We start from the raw sequence: 24,079 nt of genomic DNA on the forward strand, positions 1-24,079 counted from the left end.
AAAAGTGTTGTCCTTTAAAACTTAAATTTGAGGTTTGTGTTTCCATGATAAGTTCTCCATTTTAAATTTAGAAGAAACTTATCAAAACACCGACTCATTAACATAAGGTCTCAGACTGAAGGGTTCTCTTCCATTTGTGAGCCAACCCGATAAACACATTAAAAAATCAAGCATTTCTAAACCGCGAGAATATAGAATAAACGCTTCGGAATGTCAATATTTTTAGAATTTAAAAAATGCGGGTTGCGGGCGTTATTTTGAAAAAATGTCAACGTTTCTTTTAGTAATTTCCAGATTTTGTCTGCTCACCAAAACTAAGTTTTTGAAATTGATTCCGAAAATTTCCGATGTACGCCATATCCGATCCGTTTCTCTGATATAAACCAGGCTTTCACCGGCCAAAGTCCTTATTGTTGCCTTATCCGGACCCTCCAATTCAATAGATTGCACCTTGGTGCCAAATTTTTGCATCAGCGATGGGGTTTCATCCTTAGAAGCGAACATATGGCTGCAGAGTACTCTAAAAACGTCGTTTTCGGAAGCCGACGATTCAATATCCCTGTACATGAACGTATCTTGCTTAAAAGGTATGGAAAGATTATCGATAGCCTGCTCCTTTAGTGCGTCTGGATATTCAGAACGGATAATCGCGACCACTTCGCGGGTTGTATGGAGGTATGAATGAAAATCGGCTTTTGTATCCGATGTGAGGAGTTCATACACTGTTTGATAGTCTTTGTCGCCGAATGCGAGGACAAATTTATTATGGGCGCCGTCCGGCGTAGCGGGATCCATATTAGCAGAACCGCAGCTCAGGTTCAGTATCACCAGACCGCCTAAAAATAAAATACGAATCATGATATCCTGTCCAGACTTTTTTGACAACGTATTCAATGACGGCCTTATATGCAAGAGGCATGTATAGCATCAAAATAAGAATCAAAATGCTTGCAAGAAAAGGGTGGAAATGTTATGTTACGCCAATGAAGGTCCTCACACGAAACACTGATTTTACAGCCTCTGTTGACAGCCCGGTTCTAGCTGAAAAACCGAATTTACTCGGTATGACGTTGGACGAACTGGAAACATTTTTCATTTCGCTGGGCGAAAAAAAATTTCGCGGCGCACAGGTTTTTCAATGGTTGTATAAATACGGCGCTGAGTCATTTGACGATATGACCGATATTTCGAAAACGCTGCGGGAGCGATTAGGAGAAGCGGCCGTGATTCATCATGCGGCAGCCATTAAAACGCAGCAATCGGGGGAGAAAGAAGCTTATGCCACTAAGAAAATCTTGTTCGAATTGACGGACGGCCGGAAGATCGAATCGGTATTCATTCCAGACGACGAAAGGCGAACGGTTTGCATTTCCACACAGGTTGGATGCGCCGTCGGTTGCGAATTCTGCGCAACAGGATGGATGGGGTTTAGCAGAAATCTAACGGTCGGCGAGATCGTCGGACAATTAATTTATATTCGGAAATATATTGACCCCGGTATTTCCAATGTCGTTTTTATGGGTATGGGCGAACCCTTTCTAAATTATGAGAATGTGATTTCGGCCGCGCAGATCATTGCTAATGAAAAAGGCGTCGGCATGGCGGCGAAACACATCACCATTTCTACCTCCGGTATTATTCCCAAAATTTATGAATATGCGGATGCCGGTCACCCTTATAATCTGGCGATAAGCCTGAATGCGACCACAGAGGAGGTGCGCCAGCGTGTAATGCCTATTACAAAAAAATATCCATTGACTGAATTGCTTCAGGCGGCCAAACATTTTAATTCCACCCGTCGAAATCCAGTTACGCTCGAATACGTCTTGATGGCGGATGTGAATGATTCTAACGCCGATGCGCTTCGGCTAAAAAAACTTGCGTCTGAGCTCGGGCGATGTAAAGTTAATGTTATACCTTATAATCCGATCGAAGGACCGGCTTTGAAGAGGCCGTCGCAAGAGAGGATTGATTATTTTATGAAGCTGGTTTCCTCTATTCAGAGCCCGTTGACCTTGCGGAGAAGCAGAGGAACGGATATCTCGGCGGCCTGCGGACAACTTGCAGTCAAAAATTAGTTTTGAGGAACATTTCATTTATTCACACTTAACCGGAGGTGTCGGGTATGAAAGCGAATCAAAAACAAATCAAAGGCCGTCCGCGAAAAGCGCCCGCAGGCGTATCGGATACTGCATGGATCAAGGCCAACTGGGACATGATTTCAAAACACTACGCAGGCCAATGGATTGCAGTTTTTCATGAGTCGGTGATCGCTAATGGGCATAATCCGGAAATAGTTCATCTTAATGCGAAAGAGATTGTTGGCGATGTAACTTTTACTGTAAAATACATAGAAAAGGGAATCGTATTTCTGTAATGAATATTCTAAACAGCAACGTGTTGACATATTTGGAAACGACTAACTTATAACCTTCAGGCTCGTATGCAAACTTCTTTCCGGCTCACGCTTTTTCTTCTCGTGACCACTTTTTTTATTCAATCTGAAATTAACGGCCAGCTGCCGCAGACGGTAAAGCTCAGCGTGAATATAAGTTCAGTGGATGCGGCGTCATTTACACTTGACGTTAAAGCGGTAATTGACCCGCAATATCATATCTACGGCGTTGAACAACTGGATGGTCCGGTTCCGACGACCGTTGTGACGCATTTGCCTGCCCACATCAGACTGTCCGGCGATTTGATCAGCCCGAAAGGGAAAAAGCATTTTGATGAAGGATTTGGAATCGACGTAACTTGGCATTCGGGAACGCTTGTCTTCAAACAGCCGCTCGAAATCACGGGGCCGTTACATACCGGCGATACGATCGGCGTGGAATTTCGTTATCAGGCTTGCACGGAGTCTTACTGTCTCCCTCCGAAAACCGTTAAAGCAACGTATTCGATTCCGCTATCTGTCATTTCCGCTTCGCAGAAAATAAATCAAACCGCTGCCACCTTTACAAAAAACGACGCTCAGAACGATAAACTGATCCATAATGACCAATCGGCTATTAAAGATACCGTTTTGTCGTTTGTTAAAGGAAATTTGGCTATCGAAAGTTCAGATAAAACAGTTTTGGAGCGAACCGCTTCGTATGAATCGCTGCGTAGTGAGTCGCTGGCTTCATTTATCGGTTTGGCATTTCTGACGGGCTTTCTTGCGTTATTGACGCCTTGCGTATTTCCCATGATTCCGATTACAGTATCGTATTTTACAAAACATTCGGCAACGTCGAGATTTCAGGCGATCAAGCAATCGATAGTCTACATTCTCGGAATCATAGTTTCGTTTGCCCTATTCGGCTGGCTCATGTCGTTGATTCTTGGTGCATCCGGCGCGCAAAATTTCGCCGCAAATGTGTGGGTCAATATGACTATCGGGGTATTATTTGTCGTTTTTGCTTTGAGCCTGTTCGGTGTTTTTGAAATAAGGCTACCGTCGTTTATTGTAAATTTTTCTCAGCAGCACAGCGACACCGGGCGCACGATCGGAACGTTGTTTGCCGGAGTGACGTTCACTTTGGTTTCCTTTACCTGCACGGTTCAGTTTCTCGGCCTTTTGATGGTTGCCTCGGCCAATGGAGAATGGTTCTTGCCTGTGATCGGTATGTTATGTTTTGCGACGGCATTCTCAGCACCCTTTTTCTTTTTGTCTCTTTTTCCGCAATATCTTGCCAACATGCCAAAAAGCGGAAGTTGGCTGCATGCCACTAAGATTGTAATGGCGTTCATAGAAGTTGCCGCTGCGTTTAAGTTTTTCAGTAATGTTGATCTCGTTTGGGATACTCAAATCTTAACGCGGCCGGTCCTGCTTTCTATATGGATCGTATTGTTTGGCATCTCGGGTTTCTACTTACTCGGAAAAATCAAATTTTCAGAAGACGATACGGTGGAGTCCGTCGGCGCCGGCAGAACGGGTCTGGGAATATTCTTTTTAAGCTTAACAACTTATCTGCTGTCCGGGCTTTTTGGACATCCATTGCAGGCCGATCTTGATTCCTATCTTCCGCCGGCAGATTATGGAGCGATCCATAGTGTGCTTTCATCAGCAGAAACGGACGAAAACGAATGGATCGAAAATTATCCTGCAGCACTGGCACGGGCACGCGAAACGGGTAAACCGCTTTTCATTGATTTTACTGGGAAGACATGCACAAATTGCCGCTTAATGGAAAAAACAATATTTGTTAGAGAAGACGTAGATGAACTTTTTGGCCAAATGGTATTGTCGCGTTTATGGACGGATTTTGGCGAATCACAGGAAATGAATCAGGAGTTACAGCAAAAATTAGTCGGCAGCGTTGCCCTGCCGTTCTATGTGATCATTGATCCTGAAGAAAATGTGCTGGCAACTTTCGGCGGGCTGGAAAGGAACCCGGAGATTTTTAAAATGTTTCTGAAAGACGGATTGGAGAAAATGAAAATTACGGCAGATATTCGAAAAAATTGAAATAAAGGACAACATGAAACAGATATTTATTGCAATGGCGGTCATTTTTATGATGGTCTCCATTTCCTCTTGCGGTAAAAAGGAAGCCGGTTTGGACGGAGCAGTTGATTTTTCAATTACAGACCTGGAGGGGAATTCGGTTAAACTTTCTGAATATAGAGGCAAAACGGTATTACTGAATGTTTGGGCAACCTGGTGCGCTCCTTGTATCAAGGAAATTCCTGATCTGAAAGAGATACATGCGGAATACAAGGACAGAAACGTCGTTGTCTTGGGCGTTCTGCTGGAGTCGCAATCGCCGGAGGCTGCCAAGCCAATGGTAGTTGATCAACTGCAGATCAATTATCCCACATGGTACGGCGACGACGCCTTTGCAAAACAATTTCAGATTCAGGCGTTTCCGACGACTATAATTATTGATAAAAACGGAAAAATGGTCAGCCGTAATGTTGGGCTTCAGAACAAGGAACGATTCTTGAATTTGTTGAAAGCGGCGGGTATTTGAACGATTTTGATTTAATAAGCACTCGAAATACAAAAAGATCCAATCCGATTAACTCCGTCCATTTCGCGTCATTCGTGCCCTAATATTACGAATGTTTTCATCGCAGCATATCTTCCAACGCCGTCGAGACATCCGTCTTCTCATCCCGGTACTTGATAATTATTGGCGTATACAATGATAAGTTTTTTTCTCTTGCAAAAATATTGGATACAATGGGGCGCGTACCCGCTACAACCACCGCGCCTTCCGGAATAATGAGAGGTTCTTCTTTTGTTTTACGGTAGACGGAACTTGTGACCAGATCATAAACGGGTGTTCCGCCGGTCAGGATCACGCCCGCGCCGATAACCGCTCTGGTTTTCACAATGGTTCCTTCATAAATGCCGCAATTGCCTCCGATCATCACATCGTCTTCAATGATTACCGGCATGGCGCCTATAGGTTCTAATACACCGCCGATTTGCGCCGCGGCGCTGAGATGAATATTTTTTCCTAGTTGCGCGCAGGAGCCCACAAGTGCATGGGAATCAATGAGCGTTCCGGAGTCCACAAACGCGCCGACATTGATGTACGCCGGGGGCATGATCACCGTTTGCGGTGAAACGTAACATCCGTCGCGGATACTGCTGCCGCCGGGTACCATTCGTACATTATCTTTCGCAACTAAATTTTTTAACGGATAGGTATCCTTATCGAAAAAACGGAATCGTCCGTCGATGGACATATCGGTCAGCTTGCCGATTCGAAAGCCCACCAAGATGCCCTTTTTCACCCATTCATTAACGCGCCAGTGTCCGTCATTTTTTTCTGCCGCGCGAATATCGCCGCTATTGAGCATTTTTTTGAAATTATAAAAGACTTCCAGCGCGTCATCTTTTTTAATTTCTTCGGCGGGCGAATTATACAGCGATTCAACGGCGGATATCATTTCCAGTTTGTTCATATGTTTATCGTGTTTAGAAATTTCTTGAGCTTGGGGTTTTTATATGATAAAATACAACTATCGGGTCAAAAATCCAATCTGAAAGAAAAGCATAATGCCATATCGATTCTACTTATTTGCTTTAGTTATTCTGAATATTGCAGTACCGGATATTTCAGCGCAACAGAAGTCGGTGATCGCAAAAAAGGGCGCGGTGGTTTCTGTAGATGAATTCGCCTCCAAAGCAGGCGTCGCCATTCTCCAAAAAGGCGGCAACGCCGTTGATGCGGCAGTGGCAACGGCTTTTGTATTAGCCGTCACGTATCCGCAGGCCGGTAATATCGGCGGCGGCGGATTTATGCTGATTCGAATGAAAAACGGCGAATCGGCGGCCATTGATTACCGCGAAAAAGCGCCTGCCAGATCCCACGCGCGGATGTTTTTGAATTCAGACGGCTCGGTGGATACGGTTTCGAGCAATTACGGTTATCTCGTGTCCGGCATTCCAGGGACCGTGCGGGGACTGGAAGCCGCATGGAAGAAGTACGGAAAATTGCCTTGGAAAGAATTGGTCATGCCCGCCGTCATGCTTGCAGAAAATGGTTTTAAGTTAAGTCCACAATTGGCCGAATATCTGGAATCCAGCCGGTTTGAGTTATCAAGGTTCGATGAGACAAAACGAATTTTTTTCAAAGCAAATGGCGATGCGTATCGAGCCGGGGAACTTTTGATTCAAAAAGATCTTGCCGGGACACTCCGTATCATTGCAGAGGAAGGAGCGCTTGCGTTTTATGAGGGAGCGCTTGCAGAGGCCATGGTGGCGGATGTGTCGAACAACGGCGGCATATGGACCGAAGACGATCTGAAAAATTATCAGGCGGTGATACGGAAACCGATTGTCGGAACGTATCGCGATTATGAGATTCTCGGTATGCCGCCGCCGTCGTCGGCCGGGGTCGTATTAACGGAGGTGCTCAACATTCTTGAGAATTTTGAACTGAAGCAAAACAATCCTGAATCATTGCATATCATTATTGAAGCCATGCGGTTTGGTTTTTTTGATCGGATCCGATTCTTAGGCGATGCAGACTTTCTAAAATTACCGACGGATAGACTAATCTCAAAACAGTACGCTAAAGATCTTGCAAGAACTATTGATAAAGCCAAGGCTATGCCGAGCGTGAAAATGAGCGAAGATATTTCTGTAATTGACGAATCTATGGAGACAACTCACTTTTCGGTTGTTGATATGGATGGGAATGTGGTCTCCAATACCTATACGATAGAGGAATGGTTTGGTTCAGGAGCTGTGGTGAAAGGGTTGGGTTTTCTGTTGAATAATGAGATGCATGATTTTAATATTGAGCCTGATGTTTCCCTTTTCAAAAATCAAAAAGGAAATAGTCCCAATCTTATCGAGCCGGGCAAGCGTATGTTAAGTTCCATGGCGCCAACTATAGTGCTAAAAAACGGTAAGCCGTTATTGATCACGGGTTCTCCCGGCGGGAAGACTATTATTAATACGGTACTGCAGGTTATAATTGGTGTTACTGATTATCAGTTGACGTTGCGAGAAGCTGTTGATTATCCGCGTATAAATCATAACTGGATACCGGATCGGGTAACAATAGAAAAAAACAGGTGGGATGCAAAAATAGTAAACAGTTTGAGATCAAGAGGACACAATATATTAGAGGTTACTTATTTAGGCGATGCACATTCGATTTGGATCGATCCTGTAACCGGGGTGATCTACGGAGAGGCTGATATGCGCAGATACGGATGGGCAGAGGGGTATTAAATAATGTGCTTATCGGGTTTACTCACAAATGGAAGAGAACACTTCAGTATGAGCGTAGTCGAAGACTGATTTTACTAAACTTGGTCATGGTTCGACTCCGCTCACCATGACGTATGTGACTAAACCCGATAAGCACATTAAATAATGGGTACTGAGTAATAAATAATTAATGATCGCTCGTGTTAAAATCGAAGTGACGGAGAATCAAAGATAAATATTACTCATTATTCATTATTCATCAAAGCTTCTCTACAACTTTTTTCATGATCGCCGTCATTTTCGGCTCTGTCTCACCGGCTGTTTTGAGAATTTTCTTAATATCGACCGGTTGCAGTGAATCGGGAAAACATTCGTCGGTGACAATTGAAAAACCTAAACAAGCGATGCCCATGTGGTTAGCAACAATAACTTCAGGAATAGTAGACATGCCGACCACATCCGCTCCGATATACCGCAGAAATCGATATTCCGCACGTGTTTCCAGATTGGGCCCCATCACGGCAACATAAACGCCGCGCTGAACTTTAATTTTTTCTTCAAGCGCAATTTGCTCCGCCATCGCGCTAAGTTTTTTTGAATACGGTTCGCTCATATCCGGGAAACGCGGTCCGAGGCTGTCTTCGTTCTTACCGCGCAGCGGATTATCGCCAAGCAAATTGATATGGTCGTCCATGATCATGATATCACCGGCCACATATTGGGGATTCATCCCGCCGCACGCATTGGAAACTAAAAGCGTTTTAACTCCCAAAAATTTCATTACTCGAACGGGAAATGTGATTTGCTGCATGGAGTAGCCTTCATAGAAATGAAATCGTCCCTGCATGGCCACTACGTTTTTTCCGCCGAGTTTGCCAAAAATTAATTTTCCGGCATGGCTCTCAACGGTAGAAAGCGGGAAGTGGGGAATGTCAGTATACGAAATTTCAGTTTCCTTTTGAATATCAAGCGCCAACCCACCCAGTCCCGTTCCAAGGATTATACCAACGGGGGTTTCCATATTTGTTTTTTTTCGTATCGATAGAACGGCTTCTTGAATTTGATCCAGATAGCTACTCATTTTTTCTCCGATTTCTTTTTTTCCAGTTCCGCGTAGATGTCATCGATCATATCTTCCGGTTTTTTCTTGGCGTATTCTCCCAGCATCTTGTCAAAATCAGCTTTCTTAAATATGCCGGTCGGATTTGTGCTTAGGCTATCTAGGTCTTCAATGGCTTTCTTTTTGTCATCTTTTTTTTCATCGTCTTTTTTGTCGTTTTCGCTCATGTTTTTTCCTCGGGATTGGAGTTATCTTTTTGTAATGATTTTTTCTTTTCAAGTTCGGCATAGATCTGATTGATCATTTCCTCCGAACGAGTGTGAATATCATCGCCGAGCATTTTGTGAAAATCCGCCTTCTTGAACATTCCCGTCGCGTGTTCCGATATGGCATCGAGATCATCGAGCATTTGCTGCATCTTTGCCTGAGCTTCCGGATCGATTAGGCGTGGCTCCTCGTTATCCTTGTAGCGGCTCAACGCATGGGCAAGTTCCTGGGGAATATCGTCGAGCTCGACATCGCTGAGAAAACTATCAATGCCATCCACTTGTGTCAATTCCAAAGAGGTTTCATCCACTGCATTTTCCGATGGTGAGTTTTTCGAATGGGCGGAATCAGTTTCCATTGCATCCGTTACGGTGTCGATATTTACGTCTGTGCCGGAGTCCGTGCGCAGCGGTTCCTCGCTGTCCGCAATGATTCCAAGCAGAGCCATCTGCGACTTTAGATACTCTCGTAAATGGGCGGCCACTTTTGAGCGCTGGTCGAGCAGGAATTTTGTTTCCGAGGCGATCCTGTCAGCCTGTTTTTTGGATTCTGTAATGATGCGTTCCGATTCGGACTTGGCTTTTTGGAGGATGAAGTCGGCGTCAATTTTTGAATCCATCAGGCGCTCCACCTTCGCCATTTCATGTTTATAGCTCTGGAGCATTTTTTCGTTTTCATTGAGTTGAATTCTTAAATGTTCCATTTCATTTTCAACGAGTTTGATTTTCTGCAGGAGAGCGGCATTTTCATTATTTAATTCGGTATAATTCTCTGCCACGACCTCTAGAAAAGCAGATACCTCGTGGCGGTTATAACCACGGAACGCACGCTTGAACTCCTGATGCAATATATCGGTCAGTTCCAGTCTCACGATTTTTCCTCCATTTGGTTAGAAGCGGCCGGTAACAAACTCTTAACTGCACGCTTGCGCTTTCCGAAAATAGCCGTTCCGATACGAAGATGCGTGGCGCCTTCTTCGATAGCAATCTCAAAATCATTGCTCATTCCCATGGAAAGGCAGTGCATGTCCACGTTCGGAATATTCTGATCTGCTATAAATTCCTTCAATTCCCGTAATTTCTTGAAATACGAGCGGATCTTAACGGTATCGTTTGCTGTGGCTGCAGTCAGTGCGCCGATAGTCATGAGCCCTTTGATCTTCAGGTTCTTAAGTTCCGAAACCTGTTTGACCAATTCGAGTGTATCATCGGGATCAATACCATACTTTGGTTTTTCGCGCGAAGTATTGACCTGAATTAAAACCGGCATAATTTTGTCTTTGGTATAGGACCTTCGATCAATCTCTGCGGCAAGCCTCAATGAATCCACGGAATGTATGATGTCAAAAAGTTCAACGGCTTGCCGAACTTTGTTGGTTTGCAAGTGTCCGATATAGTGCCATTGAACGTGGGACAGGCTCTTATCTTTCTGCAGTATGGGCAGTTTTTCTTTTGCTTCCTGTACTTTATTTTCTCCGATGTGATGAATGCCTGCATTTAGAGCTTCTTTGATCTCTTCCACACCGTACGTTTTAGAAACCGCTATCAATTGGATGTCTTCGTGCTTTCGGCCGACGCGTCGGCACGCATCCTTAATACGCTGAATAGTCGCGTGTACTCTATGCCGGGTAGTATTAGATTCCATTATAAGGTATCCTGTATTTTATTCTGCGTTTTTGCCGAAGCCGGACCGGATTCTTGCTTCCGGGTCGGTTTCAATTTTAATGCGTTCAATACCGCCGATCACGTGTTTTAAGTACTTGGTCAGCACGTTATCGCCAAGATAGATGATGGACAATATCATTTTTTCATGGGCAATTTCAAAGCCGATACTGCTGAACGTCACTTTCTTGATATACTTTGTCAGTTCCGGGTTTTTTTCAACCGCCTCTAATTTGCTTGCCAGCTCTTCGTCCAGGGGGAAACGCTGGTTAAAAGCCAGAAAAGGCTCTCCAAATTGCGCAAATCGAAACTCATGTTCAGTGATGGCGTCCGAGAGGCGGCGAATGCCCTCGGATATGATCGGTGAAATAGCGCTTCCGTCCGTTGTAAAAACTTTTGGGGATCCGAATTTATCCGATAAAATAAGTCCGATGCTGTTGTGCTTTTCTATGATCTTCTTAAAAAATAATTCGATAGCGACGTGCGGTATGTGGCTTCGGTTTTTTCTAGACTCAAATATCTGCGCAACTGTCAGGATATCTTCTTTGATCTTGCGGATCGCACACTGGGAATCCAGGTGATAACAGCCCTCATTCAAACATGCTTCGATCGACTCGGAACAACCGGTTCGTTCCTTATAATCCAGTAAATTTTCGAATTTATTACGTATATCCTTTTCGTTGGCTGAAATATTAAGCGCCTCGCTGTAGTAAGCGACGGCAGTCCGAATCAGCGCCTCAAGAAAGTTTCTAAGCTGATCATAATTCAGTTCTTCTATAAAAGAATCGTATTCCTTATAGATATGAAATCGGCTTTTGATTCTATTTATTTTGTCATCGTCAAAAAGCCGCGAATCGAGTTCGAAACTTTTCTGAAAATTGCCAGTTTCACCGCCCGAAATTTTCTGCACGACTTCAGGCAAAACGGCATCGTGAATCTTTACTTCCATTCGATTAAATCAAATTTCTGGATGTGGTTCCCATAAATTTAAACAATATATTTTTTAAAACCTTAAAAATCAATAAAAATGTCCTGCCCTTAAATTGCACAATTCCATAATTTTGTATTGAAAGATAAAAGAAAATACATTATCATTCATATTAATTAATACTTTAATTAGAATTTCTTATTTCACTGAAGGATAAATCCATGGTCAAAAGAGCTTGGTTCGTTTTTATAGCGGCTACATGCCTGCTTTTCATTAGTAACCATCAGGCAGAAGCCCAATTTACGGTTAAAGTGGATCAGGACACGATTTTAGCGGGCGATCAGGAAGCAAAAATCATCGTTTCACCGTCAAAGGGGGAGGCCAATCTGAATTGTGTTTCCCGGAAGGGCGGCGGAAATTTCAGTGATTTTAAGACTGTTCAATCAACAGAAGGCAGTGTCAGCCAGGCTACTTTTACAAGCCCTTTTCCTGGCGAGGTTGAAATCGACGTCTTAGACGGAAAATTTAACAAGATCGGAAAGACCAATATCACCGTGGTTGCTCCTACAATAACGGTAATGGAAGAAAAGTCGGTAAATAGCATTGATTGGCAGAATAAGACAATGCCTCTTTACGTGCGTGTTACGGATCACCGTGATAATTTGGTTAAAACGGCCTCACTCAAATGTAAATTAACGGAAATTGTCGGGAAAAAAATCGTGTCGACGACATCCAAAGTCACCGAGTTTGTACTGCGCGCTGATTATTATGAAGCAACGATAACCGGTTTAAAAGACGCTTCATATCGGCTTGAGGTAATAGATGTCAATCATCTTGAAGCGTTTGATGCTTTGGATAACCCTGATAATCCGCATCCGTCTGCTGTGATTGAAGGACTAAACATTTCCTTTTAGATCGATTCAATCTTATTGATTAAACCCCGTGGTGGAGACGTATGGGATGTCCTGTCACGGGGTTTTATGTTTTGTGAACTATTGTACATAATTACCGGGCGATGTTGCAAGTTGAGATTATTCAAGAAAGCATCTTAGGTAATTTAAAATCGATGAGTTTGTTGTATATTGAAATCAAGTAAACTTTGTATGGTATTTAGCCGCAATCGTATTATCATCCTGACAATGCTGCTTTTCACATGGGGTTGCGCCAGTATGCAGCCGCCGGGTGGAGGCCCTGAAGACAAAGAGGCGCCGGAAGTTATATGGACAATTCCGACAAATGATTCGGTAAGAGTTTCCAGAAAAGTGGATATTTTTGTAGCATTCAGTGAAAAAATGAATCACGAAACAGTTGAAAATGCCGTTTATCTGTCGCCGCATCCGGCCGGAGAGATCAAGTTCAGCTGGAAAAAGAATGTAATGAAGATTGAGCTTGAGGATTCACTGGAAAGCAACAAGACCTTTGTGGTTACGCTGGGTACGGATGGAAAGGATATTCATGCAAATGCGCTTCAACAAGCCTACAGTTTTGCTTTTTCGACCGGAGATTCCATTGACCGTGGCTCTATTAACGGCCGCGTCATAGCAGAAAATACAAGGGGAATATCGGTATGGTCATACAGACTGGCTGGACAGGCAAATGAAGACAGTCTGGTTTATATCAAACGTGCAGATTATATAACGCAGGTTGGCGCCGGAGGCAAATTCAAATTATCGTATTTATCGCCGGGAAAATATCGGGTATACGCTATCGCAGATCTCGACGCGGATTATTTATATACGCCGTCTTCGGATTACATAGGGTTGCCGTTTAAAGACATTACGGTCGAACCGGCCAAACTTGAGGCAACCGGTAGTGATTTCATGATATTTCAGGAGGACACGGCAAAATTTGCGCTTCAAACTGTCGTTCCCGTAGACCGGAGTTTGGTCGTTGTCGGTTTTTCGAAATCGCTGATGACGGAACTCTATTTTGAAACTGGAAGCCGGTTTGACGGGCTCAAAAATCATTTCAGAATGACCGACAGTGCGAGCGGAACAGATATCCCAATCAGAGATGTTTACCTGAATCCGGTGAAATTAAACGAAATAAAAATTTTGACCGTACCTAGAAATATCCAACGACGGCATGTTTTGTCGGTCCGGAATTTATTTTCACAAAGCGGAGAAGAGATAGTTTCAGGTGACATGAGTTTTGAAGGCGGAGATGATAGTTCCAATATCAAAATCGATATGGAGATGTTCAGCCCTCAAACTAAGGACGGTATGATATTGGCAAATGACGGTTTCGGGTTTCGATTTTCTAATGGCGTTCACAGGGCTTCATTTGAAAAATATTTTCAGATGCGGGATAGTTTAGGAAATCAAGTGAACGGTTTGTTTACATGGGCTCACTCCGCTCAAGTAGAGTTTCAGCCGGCGGTTTTGCTGCAAAGCCGGATGGCTTATACAATAGATATCATTGCGGATTCTGTGATGGATTGGTCTGGAAAAGTGTTTGGCGATACGGTAATAAAGTACTTTGTTAATTCATTTAAGACGGACAGCCTCGGCTTTGTTTCCGGGATTGTTAAGGATGACGATTCCGTCAAAGCAGGAACGTATTACATTACCTGCCGTAATCTGAATCGCGGCATGCGGGATCATACCGTTCGGATAGACAAAACCGGCGTTTTTAATCTGAACTATCTCGTTCCGGGCCGCTACAGCGTCGTTGCCTTTAAAGATGAGGACGGCAATGGCATCTACAGTTACGGGCGCGTTAGTCCAATAATTTTTTCTGAACGATTTACAAGTTACGCTGATACGGTGGTAATTCGGCCCAATTGGGAAACATCAAACATCCTACTGCGTTTTAAGGATTAGCTTTTTTGAAAGGAATCGTATATGAAACGAGTGTATTATTTATATCAGCAGGTTAACGGCAGAAATTTCCGTATCGAAGAAGGGCAGGAAATTTCGTTTGGGCGTGCTTTTGATAACACGATTCACGTTGACGACGCCTCGGTATCGAGGCATCACGCGGTCATTAAATGGAAAAAAAGCACGATGTATATTACGGACCTGCAAAGTACGAATGGAACTAATGTGAATGGGGAAAAAGTTCAAGACAATTTTTATTATGAACTGAATTATACAGACGAAGTGAAAATCGGTAATGTCGCTTTCAAAGTATTGGATGAAGAGTCGGTTATAGAAAAAAATTTCGAAAATAATTTAATGCCGGCTAAAACCATCGCGCTTGATCCCGAAAAACCAAAACGAACATTAGATAAAAATGATTTTGAAAATAACCCGTAATACCCTCAGGAGGTTTCTTGCATGAGAATTAGTTGCTTAAATAACCGGATTGCCGTATTTATTGCGATTTTGCTTTTCGTAGGTTGTGCCGCAAAACAAACTACTATCGCTGACCGCAAACCCATAGAAACCGTCGTAACCTCCAAGGACTCCCTTAGAAATGGCCGTACGTCACTAAACGACTCATCGTTAATGCGATCTAAAAATGAAGAGATCAAACGTGCTGGAATCGCCATAGACGCCGATCTTGTGGTCTTGAAGGCGGTAGGAGATTCGTTATATATAGCCGAGAATTTTGACGAGGCGTTGCCGGTGTGGATCAAAATCGCAGAAAAAGCCGGTAACGATAGATCGTTGGCCTGCGAAGCGCATTTTGTTCTAGGTAACATTTTTTTCCAAAAGGCAGAATACGGCAAGGCAGAAATTGAACTTAGATTAGCGATTAGTGCTGACTCGTTATTAATCGACGCGCATCATAGCCTCGGATTGCTATATTTCACGAAAGGGGATTATAACAAAGCAATTACTTCATTTCAAAACGTTTTGGCATTAGCGCCCGGCGATTCGGATGCAACATATTGGGTCGGTTACACGATCGGTTCGCAGGCCTATGAAGCAGGGCTTAGCGATTTTAATATCGAATGGTATGACAGAGCCATAGAACATTTTAAAACGGCGGCCGAATATCTTGAATCCGACACATCGGCAAATTACAAGATTTATTTTTTTCTCGGCAAGGCTTTCATCGAAAAATTAGCATACGATCAGGCTTTGGTTTATTTGAATAAATGCATCGAGTTAAATCCCATGTTAGCGGATGGCTATACGGAGTTGGGCAGCGTGTATTTTGCGCGGCGCGATTTTGAACATGCGATTTCTTTTAATGAAAAAGCGATCTCAATAAGCCAGAGTCATCCCAAGGCGCACAACAATTTGGGGTATATTTATTTCACGATGGGAAACACATTTGCCGTGAACAATGACAAAGTCAAAGCGGATGAGTATTATCAGAAAGCGATAGTGCTTTTTGAGAAAGCGTTAAGTTTTGACCCTAATCTGGACGGCACACGCCGCAACATCACCCATGTAAAAAAGATCATCAGCGGAGAACGAAAAGTTACCGCTTTTACGATGATGCAGGCCGCTGTAAAATCAGAAAACAGTCCGGACAAGATTGCGCAGTTGAAGAAGATCATCAGCGAAGATCGAACCTATGATGATGCCTATAATAATTTAGGCGTAGCCTATTTTTACAGCGGCCATACGGACAGCGCCGTTACGGTAATCGAAAAAGCGATAGAGATCAATCCGTACAACCCACAGGCGCATAACAATTTGGGCTATATGCTGGGTACTTTGCATAAATATGATGACGCGCTGAAACATCTTTTCATTGCCATTCAGATAAAACGTGATTATTTTGACGCTTATCACAATCTGGGTTATGTTTACATGTGGAAAGAGGATTTTGCCAGTTCAAAAAGGATATGGGCACAATTGCTCAAGTCCAACCCGAATAATCAGCAGGCGCAGAAAGGGCTGGCAGAACTTGAACGGCGCGAAGCAATGATCAGAGCGGGAGAAAGTACCACCAAGATTGAGATCAGCGACGATGCTGAAGCAGGAACAATAAAAAACTAGACTGGGGATTTCATGTTATATGCAGTGATCATGGCGGGCGGCGTTGGGACACGCTTCTGGCCGAGGAGCCGGAGCATTAGTCCAAAACAATTGCTGAATATTTTTGGCGAGAAGAGCATGATTCAGCACACGGTTGAGCGTATCCAACCGTTGGTCGAAGCGAACGATATATACATTGTTACTAATATTCACCAAGCTGCTTCTGTGTCGAGACAACTGCCTCAGATTAGCAGTGAGAATATTCTTGTTGAGCCGGTTGGGCGCAATACGGCACCGTGCATAGGTCTAGCGGCGCTTCATATCATGGAAAAAGACCCGGATGGCGTTATGGCGGTTCTTGCAGCGGATCATCTTATCAAACCCGTCGATGCATTCTGCGCAGATATTAGTTTTGCAGCGGAAATAGCAACCCAGACCGGCGCGTGCGTCACATTAGGCATCATTCCAACCCGCCCGGAAACGGGTTACGGATATATACAATATCATGATCATGATCCAATCGGTAGAGACCGAAAAGCCTTTCGGGTTAAGGCTTTTGCTGAAAAACCGAATGCAGACACAGCCAAACGATTTATTTCCAGCGGCGATTTCTTGTGGAACAGCGGTATGTTTATCTGGAAGGCTTGCACGATTTTAAAACTTATTGAGGAGTTTCTTCCTGAGTTGCATGAAGGATTAATTGAGATCAAATCTGTGCTGCATCAAACTAATTATGATGACGTGGTTAACCGCGTCTATCGCTCAGTCAAAAGTATTTCGATTGATTATGGGGTTATGGAAAAAACCAAAGAAGTATACGTGATCAAAAGTCAATTTGACTGGAACGACGTAGGCAGTTGGGAAGAAGTATTTCAGCTATCCAAAAAAGATTCCTTAGGGAATGCCTTGACCGGAAATCACGTTATCATGGACACAACGAATTCGCTGGTCTATTCTCCAGAAAAGGTTGTCGCGATGGTGGGGGTTCATGATCTGATCGTTGTCAATACAGATGACGCATTGTTGATATGCCGCCGGGATCAGGCGCAGGATGTTAAAAAGATTGTTGATGAACTTCAGAGACAAAAACGAAACGAACTACTATAACTCCCTTACTCCATACGATTATGAAAAAAGAAAAAATACTTTCAACGCTCGAAGAAGTTGCTAAACAACTCGATATCAAAGTTCGGCATGAAAAAGGTGATTTTACGGGCGGTTACTGCACCAAAGAAGAAGAGCATATCATATTAATAAATAAACGGCATATGATTGATAAGAAGATTAACGTTCTGGCTCGCGAACTGGCTCCGTATGATTTGACCGGAATTGAGATTCCCAAAGCAGTAATTGAAATTATTGAAAGCGAAAGAAAACGAGCTTCCCAGATAGAGATGGAAGAGCTGGAAGACAGCGAGTAATAATGGTTTCAATGGTTACATTATTTTTATTATACTTTCATGGATATCAGTTCCGATCTGCAGAACAAACTGGATAACCTGCCCAAGACGCCGGGGTGTTACCTTTTTAAGAGCGAACAACAAAAAGTCATCTATATAGGTAAAGCGAAGATCCTGCGAAACCGCGTGCGGCAGTACTTTCAGGAATCCAAGCGCGACGATCTGAAGTTACAGGTGATGGTTTCCAAAGTTCGAGATGTAGAAATTATTGAGACGGATTCAGAAGTGGAAGCGCTGATCCTGGAATCGAATTTGGTAAAGGAATACCGGCCACGGTATAATATTGAACTTAAAGACGACAAGAGTTTTCCATATATTAAAGTAACCGATGAACTTTTTCCGCGTATCTATGTGACGCGTGAGAAAGAGAAATCCGGGGGGCGGTTTTTCGGGCCGTATACGGACGTCAAAAATTTGCGTCACACGCTTAAAACACTTCATCGTATTTTCCCCGTTCGCAGCTGCACGCATCATTTCACGGCGGAAACAGTTCATGCGAAGAAGGTAAAACTATGCTTAGATTACTATATCCATAAGTGCGACGGCCCGTGCCAAGGCCTGATCGGTGCCGATGAGTATTGTAAAATCATCGAGCAGATGGAACGATTTTTGGTCGGAAAAACGAACGTTCTTTTGAAACATATGCGAAATGAAATGCAGGGATATGCTTCGGCGCAGCAGTTTGAGGCAGCAGCGAAGATTCGTGACCGTATCATGGCGATCGAAAACTATACGGAATCGCAAAAAGTCGTTTTTCAGGATCTTTCAGATAAAGATATTTTGGCAGTTGCCGCTGAGGAAGACCAGGCATGCGGCGTAGTTTTTAAGATTCGTGACGGGAAGATGATCGGGAGGCAACATTTCTATTTTACTCGCGTGGAAGATAAAACGCAGCAGCAAATTTTGGAAACATTGATAAAAAATTATTACCTTCAGTCGGATTATGTCCCCAATGAGATTTATCTTCAGTTGGAACCCGATGAGCCGACTGCTTTACGGGACTGGCTTCAGAGCAAATCCGGCGAGGCGGTAGTTTTTGTCGTTCCAAAAATCGGCGAGAAACACAAGCTGGTGGATATGTGCGAACGCAACGCGCGCCTGCTCCTTGGAGAGCTTAAGTTGCAAAAACTGAAAGCGAAGGAGGCCTTTATCCCGAAAGTGCTGCAGAGTTTGCAGCGCGATCTAAACTTAAAAACTCTGCCGCGGAGGATAGAGTGTTTTGATAATTCAAATATACAGGGAAGCGATCCCGTTGCGTCGATGGTAGTGTTCGAAGACGGGAAACCGAAGAAAAGCGAGTATCGAAAATTTAAGATCAAAACGGTGGACGGCCCGGATGACTTTGCCAGCATGCACGAGGTGCTGACACGCCGGTATCTAAGGGTTCTTAAAGAAGGGCTTGATTTTCCTGATATGATTGTGGTTGACGGCGGAAAAGGACAACTTTCTTCGGCGGTGTCTGCGCTTGAGGGGCTCGGTATTACGGTGTCTAAGTCGGGTTCGGATGGCCAATCGATTATCGGGCTTGCAAAGCGAATGGAAGAAATATTTTTTCCGGGTGTAACCGAATCGATCATGATTCCAAAAACATCCTCGAGCATTAAGCTGTTGCAGCACATACGCGACGAAGCGCATCGGTTTGCGATTACGTTTCATCGGGATAGGAGAGAAAAACGTGTTATCATGTCTGAGCTCGATGAAATAGACGGAGTGGGCGAAAAGCGAAGAACATTATTGATCAATCATTTCGGATCAGTCAAGAAACTTTCAGAAGCCGGGATAAATGAAATAGCGGCAGTAGAAGGCATTAACAAAAATATCGCAGGACGAATTTATGAATATTTCAATGAACAGAATGACGGGGAACATGATTTATGAGTGATAATCGCCCAAATAATTTCCTCGAGACACTGAGCGAACGCATATTGATTTGCGACGGAGCGATGGGCACGCAATTATATGACAAAGGGATCACATTCGATCACTGCTTTGATGCAATTAATATATCCCATCCTCAATTGATACGTGACATTCATTCGGCTTATATTGATGCGGGCGCCGATATTATTGAAACAAACACCTTTGGTGGAAATCGTTTTCGTTTGACCCATCACGGTTTTGAGGACAAATTGTTTGACATCAACCGCACAGCGGCAAATCTCGCAAGGGAAATGGCTGACAAGAAGAAAAAAGAACTCGGAAAAGACATTTTTGTAGCCGGATCCGTCGGTCCGCTTGGGAAACCGCTGGAGCCGATCGGAAAAATCAAACACGAGGAAGCGCGCGCATATTTTACTGAACAAATTCAGATTCTAGCTGACGGCGGCGTCGATCTCATCATGATCGAAACGATTTCCGATATCGAAGAGGCCAAAGAAGCCGTGACGGCTGCGCGAGACGTGACATCACTTCCAATTGTTGCGCAAATGAGTTTTACTGAAGACGGTAAAACATTGATGGGTAATAAACCGCAGGAAGTTGTAAAAATATTGAAATCTCTCGGCGCAGACGTCGTCGGCGCCAATTGTTCCGTCGGCCCGCAGGTGCTTCTGGAAGTTTTAGAAAAAATGAACGGAATGGACGATACTTTTTTTTCGATCCAGCCGAACGCAGGATTGCCCCGTTACGTCGGCGGAAGGTATATCTACCTGGCGTCGCCCGATTATTTCGGCGAATATGCTAAGCTGATGGTAGCTGCTGGAGTGCATATTATCGGCGGATGTTGCGGTACAACGCCGGAACATATTCGCTCGATTCGAAATGCGGTCGGCATTCAAGCCCCGAAAAAAGTTGATAAAAAAATTAGCGTGGTTGAACCGGAAGAAGTTACCGTAAAATCGCTAAACCGCAAAGACACGCATCATTCCTCTCTAATAGACAAATTCAAGTCCGGAAAGTTTGTGATCAGCGTGGAATTAGATCCGCCGCGCGGTTTAAATTATGAGAAAGTGATTGAAGGCGCCATCTTGTGTAAAAAACATAATGTAGACGCAATCAATATTGCCGATAATCCTCTGGCCAAAGCCGGCATGACTCCGCTGGCAATGGCATCGTTGATTAATAAAAGCGTGCACATTGAAACGATACTTCATTTTTCATGCAGGGACCGTAATTTATTGGCTATGCAGTCGGAGTTGATGAGCGCGCATGTAATGGATATTCGGACTATCTTAGGTATAACCGGCGATCCGCCGATTGTTGGCGATTATCCGAACGCAACAGGTGTTTTTGATGTTGATTCGATCGGACTGATCAAACTCATTAATAATCTCAATCAGGGGATCGATCTTGCAGGTAAACCTATCGGATCAAAAACTAACTTTTTTAAGGCTTGCGCAGTCAACCCCACCCCGGTGGATTTGGCAAGGGAGCACGAGCGTATTGAACAAAAAATGGCCGGCGGTGCGGATTTCGCTATGACGCAGGTGTTATACGATTTGAAACCTCTAGAAGAATATGCAAAGAAATTCAAAGGACGAATTCCCGTTCTACTCGGCATTATGCCTTTGAGGAACGCAAAACATGCGCAATTCATGCACAATGAAATTCCGGACATCACCATTCCTGAAAAAATACGAGAGCGGATGAATAAAGCCGGTGACCGCGGTCAGGAAGAAGGCGTTAAAATCGCAAAAGAATTTCTGAAAGAAGCAAGGCATCTCGTGGAAGGGGTATACGTCATGCCCCCGTTTAATAAATTCGAAATGGCGTTCGATTTGCTGGAAGTTCTGTAAAATAATAGTATGAAAATTATCACAGAACATAGAAAACTCCGTCCTATGGAGCCGCCTGCTTTAACTCCTGCAGAGCGGCTGCGGTATTTATTTTTGTCCATGCGCCCGGTGCACTGGACAAAAAATATTTTTGTATTTGTTGCTCTGCTTTTTTCGCACCGCCTATTTGATTGGACATCATTTGTTGAGTCCATATATGTGTTCTGTGTTTTCTGTTTGGCTTCAAGTACTATTTATATCATTAACGACATTTTTGACCGGACAGAAGACGCCAATCATCCTTCGAAATGGATGCGTCCGATTACGCGCGGGCTTGTAAAAATACCGCATGCGGTTTTGTTTTCTGCTGGTCTCGGTTCGGTTTCAATACTAATGGCATTTTCAAACGGCTTGACAGTGGGTTTGGTCATCCTGTCGTATTTAACGCTCAATCTCCTATACTCGTTTTTTCTGAAAAAAATTGCCATTGTCGACGTTGGCATTATAGGGTTGGGGTTTGTTTTTCGCGTGCTGGCGGGAGCCGCGGTGCTTGCTGTTGACGTATCGAACTGGATTCTGATATCGACGTTTTTTCTTGCTACACTCGTTGCGTTGTGTAAACGCCGATACGAGATCATGTCGGATCATGCCTCGGTTCATTTCGAACGAGGATATTCACCGTATTTTCTGGATATGCTCATTGTGACGCTGGCTGCATCTGTAATCGGCTCCTACATATTCTATGTTATTTCACGCGGTCAATGGCAAAACGGAATTGGGGTCATGTTAAGCGTCTTAAGCGTATTTTACGGCGTGATTCGTTACCTGCTGATCATCTACCGTAACGAAGAAAAACTGGATCATACACGTCTGATCCTTTCGGATAAACCGCTGGTGGCTTCCGTCCTTATCTGGATAGGATTGTCGATTATTGAAATGTATTATATCAACCCCAATTTACGATTTGAATAGATGCTGAATTCTAATATCAAATTGAAGACAGTTTTACTTTTCAATCCACCCGGTCCATTGTACCAGCGTGGTGAAGACAGGTGCCAGGCTAATATTGAGGAATCGTCTGCCGTGTCGCTCCGGGAGCCGAATGACTTAGCGTACATGGCGGCTATATTGCGACAAATGGGGATTCTGCCTCGCATTATGGACTATCCCGCAGAAAAATTATCGTGGGATAAATATGAGAATGATTTGAAAAAATGGTCGCCTGACGCGCTTATCATGAGCGTGACAACCGCTACCGTTCTGGACGATCTCTATGCATTTGAACTTGCCAAGAAGATCACCCCGTCGATTGTCGCGATTGCGAAGGGCGCATTATTCTTTTCATCGGATTTGAAATTATTGCTCAGACCGCAATTCGCAAGTATGGATTATGCGTTAGCCGGTGAAGCGGAGACCATAATACATGATCTGATTTCCGCCCTGATAGGGCAAACTCCGTTATCAAACATTCCAGGAATTATTTGGAAACATTCCGACGGGCGCTGGATTCGAAATAGACAGAAGGAATTTGAGATCGATTTGGATTCAATTCCATTTCCGGCCAGAGATCTACTGAAGAACGAACTCTATATCCGTCCTGATACGGGAGCTCCGCAGGCTACGATTCAAACCTCACGCGGCTGTCCCTCAAAATGTATTTTTTGTTTGACGCCTGCGATTTCCGGGCAGAGAGTTCGCCAGCGATCGGTTCAGAATATTGTTGATGAGATTGAAGAATGCGTGAGCAAATATGCTATTAGAGACTTTTTTTTTAAAGCGGATACGTTTACAATCAACAAGAAATTTGTAATCGAGCTTTGCATGGAAGTTCTTAATCGGAAATTGGATATTCGCTGGGTTGCCAATAGCCGTGTGGATACGATCGATGCGGAAAGGCTGGAGTGGATGAAAAAGGCCGGTTGCTGGCTCGTGGCATTCGGTTTTGAAAGCGGGGATGACGAGATTCTGAGAAAAATGAAAAAAGATGCAACGGCAGCAGACGCAGTTAACGCGGTAAGAATCGTCAAAGAAGCCGGATTGCGCGTATACGGATTCTTTATGATTGGCCTCCCATGGGATGACCATGTGTCGGTAGAAAAAACGATACGGTTCGCTAAAGATCTGGATTGCGATTTTTCAGAAATTCATATTGCGACCCCGTATGAAGGAACGGAACTTCATGCGATTGCAAAAGAATCAGGTTTACTCAATGATGAAGTCATAGGGCATGATTATTTCCATGATCCGACCATGGCTACGCTTTTCTTGAGCCGTGAGGAGATCATGGATTATAGAAAGAAAGGGCTGCGTCATATTTATCTGTCTCCCAAATACGTCATCAAAACTTTTTCCAATATCCATTCCGTTCAGGAATTCCGCCGATACGCATCGTATGGCATGCGTATGGTTAAGAACGTTGTTATGCAGACCCATCAACGAAATCCAGGCTGACGAAC

Annotated in this window: 22 protein-coding genes; 15 read left to right on the forward strand and 7 right to left on the reverse strand. The window is 43.9% G+C overall.

The features are described 5' to 3' along the window. Window positions 1-252: 252 nt before the first annotated feature. Window positions 253-858, reverse strand: coding sequence for a hypothetical protein (locus tag F9K33_13800; protein KAB2878252.1), 606 nt, complete (start codon window positions 856-858; stop codon window positions 253-255). A 20-nt stretch (window positions 859-878) separates the two neighbouring features. Here F9K33_13800 and rlmN point away from each other — a divergent pair, with 20 nt between their 5' ends. The 4 genes from rlmN to F9K33_13820 all read left to right on the forward strand — a co-directional run bounded on the left by rlmN (window position 879) and on the right by F9K33_13820 (window position 4,955). After that, entirely contained in the window at window positions 879-2,078 is a 1,200-nt protein-coding gene (gene rlmN / locus F9K33_13805; protein KAB2878253.1) for a 23S rRNA (adenine(2503)-C(2))-methyltransferase RlmN, read from the forward strand. A gap of 47 nt (window positions 2,079-2,125) precedes the next feature. After that, the gene (locus tag F9K33_13810) at window positions 2,126-2,377 is read left to right on the forward strand and encodes a hypothetical protein (protein KAB2878254.1); all 252 of its coding nucleotides are present in this window, start codon (window positions 2,126-2,128) and stop codon (window positions 2,375-2,377) included. Window positions 2,378-2,443: 66 nt separating this feature from the next. Beyond that, the gene (locus F9K33_13815) at window positions 2,444-4,450 is read left to right on the forward strand and encodes a DUF255 domain-containing protein (GenBank protein KAB2878255.1); all 2,007 of its coding nucleotides are present in this window, start codon (window positions 2,444-2,446) and stop codon (window positions 4,448-4,450) included. 13 nt (window positions 4,451-4,463) lie between these two features. Continuing rightward, window positions 4,464-4,955: a TlpA family protein disulfide reductase gene (locus tag F9K33_13820; protein KAB2878256.1), complete on the forward strand. Its 492-nt coding sequence runs from the start codon at window positions 4,464-4,466 to the stop codon at window positions 4,953-4,955. A 97-nt stretch (window positions 4,956-5,052) separates the two neighbouring features. Here the strand turns inward: F9K33_13820 and F9K33_13825 are convergent, their stop codons facing one another. Next, window positions 5,053-5,898, reverse strand: coding sequence for a 2,3,4,5-tetrahydropyridine-2,6-dicarboxylate N-succinyltransferase (locus tag F9K33_13825; protein KAB2878257.1), 846 nt, complete (start codon window positions 5,896-5,898; stop codon window positions 5,053-5,055). A 94-nt stretch (window positions 5,899-5,992) separates the two neighbouring features. Between F9K33_13825 and ggt the strand changes: the two genes are divergently transcribed. Further along, complete coding sequence (gene ggt, locus F9K33_13830) at window positions 5,993-7,678, forward strand: gamma-glutamyltransferase (GenBank protein KAB2878258.1); 1,686 nt, start codon at window positions 5,993-5,995, stop codon at window positions 7,676-7,678. A 238-nt stretch (window positions 7,679-7,916) separates the two neighbouring features. Here the strand turns inward: ggt and F9K33_13835 are convergent, their stop codons facing one another. Genes F9K33_13835 through F9K33_13855 form a run of 5 tightly spaced genes read right to left on the reverse strand, consistent with a single transcriptional unit; the run spans window position 7,917 to window position 11,594 of the window. After that, window positions 7,917-8,738, reverse strand: coding sequence for a purine-nucleoside phosphorylase (locus F9K33_13835; protein KAB2878259.1), 822 nt, complete (start codon window positions 8,736-8,738; stop codon window positions 7,917-7,919). Continuing rightward, window positions 8,735-8,944 carry a hypothetical protein gene (locus F9K33_13840; protein ID KAB2878260.1) on the reverse strand — a complete coding sequence of 70 codons (210 nt, stop codon included), beginning with the start codon at window positions 8,942-8,944 and terminating at the stop codon, window positions 8,735-8,737. The genes F9K33_13835 and F9K33_13840 overlap by 4 nt, the downstream gene beginning before the upstream one ends. Then, complete coding sequence (locus tag F9K33_13845; GenBank protein ID KAB2878261.1) at window positions 8,941-9,858, reverse strand: DivIVA domain-containing protein; 918 nt, start codon at window positions 9,856-9,858, stop codon at window positions 8,941-8,943. The genes F9K33_13840 and F9K33_13845 overlap by 4 nt, the downstream gene beginning before the upstream one ends. Beyond that, the gene (locus F9K33_13850; GenBank protein ID KAB2878262.1) at window positions 9,852-10,628 is read right to left on the reverse strand and encodes a YggS family pyridoxal phosphate-dependent enzyme; all 777 of its coding nucleotides are present in this window, start codon (window positions 10,626-10,628) and stop codon (window positions 9,852-9,854) included. Before F9K33_13850 ends, F9K33_13845 begins: the two co-directional genes overlap by 7 nt. A gap of 18 nt (window positions 10,629-10,646) precedes the next feature. Then, window positions 10,647-11,594 carry a hypothetical protein gene (locus F9K33_13855; protein ID KAB2878263.1) on the reverse strand — a complete coding sequence of 316 codons (948 nt, stop codon included), beginning with the start codon at window positions 11,592-11,594 and terminating at the stop codon, window positions 10,647-10,649. Between the two features lie 200 nt (window positions 11,595-11,794). Between F9K33_13855 and F9K33_13860 the strand changes: the two genes are divergently transcribed. The 10 genes from F9K33_13860 to F9K33_13905 all read left to right on the forward strand — a co-directional run bounded on the left by F9K33_13860 (window position 11,795) and on the right by F9K33_13905 (window position 24,074). Then, the gene (locus tag F9K33_13860) at window positions 11,795-12,487 is read left to right on the forward strand and encodes a hypothetical protein (GenBank protein ID KAB2878264.1); all 693 of its coding nucleotides are present in this window, start codon (window positions 11,795-11,797) and stop codon (window positions 12,485-12,487) included. Between the two features lie 168 nt (window positions 12,488-12,655). Continuing rightward, window positions 12,656-14,395 carry a hypothetical protein gene (locus tag F9K33_13865; GenBank protein KAB2878265.1) on the forward strand — a complete coding sequence of 580 codons (1,740 nt, stop codon included), beginning with the start codon at window positions 12,656-12,658 and terminating at the stop codon, window positions 14,393-14,395. Between the two features lie 21 nt (window positions 14,396-14,416). After that, window positions 14,417-14,830 (forward strand): FHA domain-containing protein, encoded by a 414-nt coding sequence (locus F9K33_13870; GenBank protein ID KAB2878266.1) that lies wholly within the window; start codon window positions 14,417-14,419, stop codon window positions 14,828-14,830. A 21-nt stretch (window positions 14,831-14,851) separates the two neighbouring features. Beyond that, window positions 14,852-16,471 carry a tetratricopeptide repeat protein gene (locus F9K33_13875; GenBank protein ID KAB2878267.1) on the forward strand — a complete coding sequence of 540 codons (1,620 nt, stop codon included), beginning with the start codon at window positions 14,852-14,854 and terminating at the stop codon, window positions 16,469-16,471. Between the two features lie 12 nt (window positions 16,472-16,483). After that, complete coding sequence (locus F9K33_13880) at window positions 16,484-17,557, forward strand: NTP transferase domain-containing protein (protein ID KAB2878268.1); 1,074 nt, start codon at window positions 16,484-16,486, stop codon at window positions 17,555-17,557. A gap of 20 nt (window positions 17,558-17,577) precedes the next feature. After that, window positions 17,578-17,871: a hypothetical protein gene (locus F9K33_13885; GenBank protein KAB2878269.1), complete on the forward strand. Its 294-nt coding sequence runs from the start codon at window positions 17,578-17,580 to the stop codon at window positions 17,869-17,871. A gap of 45 nt (window positions 17,872-17,916) precedes the next feature. Then, entirely contained in the window at window positions 17,917-19,788 is a 1,872-nt protein-coding gene (locus F9K33_13890) for an excinuclease ABC subunit C (GenBank protein ID KAB2878278.1), read from the forward strand. Then, complete coding sequence (locus tag F9K33_13895) at window positions 19,785-21,644, forward strand: bifunctional homocysteine S-methyltransferase/methylenetetrahydrofolate reductase (protein ID KAB2878270.1); 1,860 nt, start codon at window positions 19,785-19,787, stop codon at window positions 21,642-21,644. Before F9K33_13890 ends, F9K33_13895 begins: the two co-directional genes overlap by 4 nt. A gap of 9 nt (window positions 21,645-21,653) precedes the next feature. Next, a complete protein-coding gene (locus F9K33_13900; GenBank protein KAB2878271.1) occupies window positions 21,654-22,595 on the forward strand; it encodes a UbiA prenyltransferase family protein in 942 nt (313 codons plus the stop codon). Then, complete coding sequence (locus F9K33_13905) at window positions 22,596-24,074, forward strand: radical SAM protein (GenBank protein ID KAB2878272.1); 1,479 nt, start codon at window positions 22,596-22,598, stop codon at window positions 24,072-24,074. The last annotated feature ends 5 nt before the right edge of the window (window positions 24,075-24,079 follow it).

This window comes from bacterium, from assembly GCA_008933615.1.
GTDB lineage: Bacteria > CLD3 > CLD3 > SB21 > SB21 > SB21.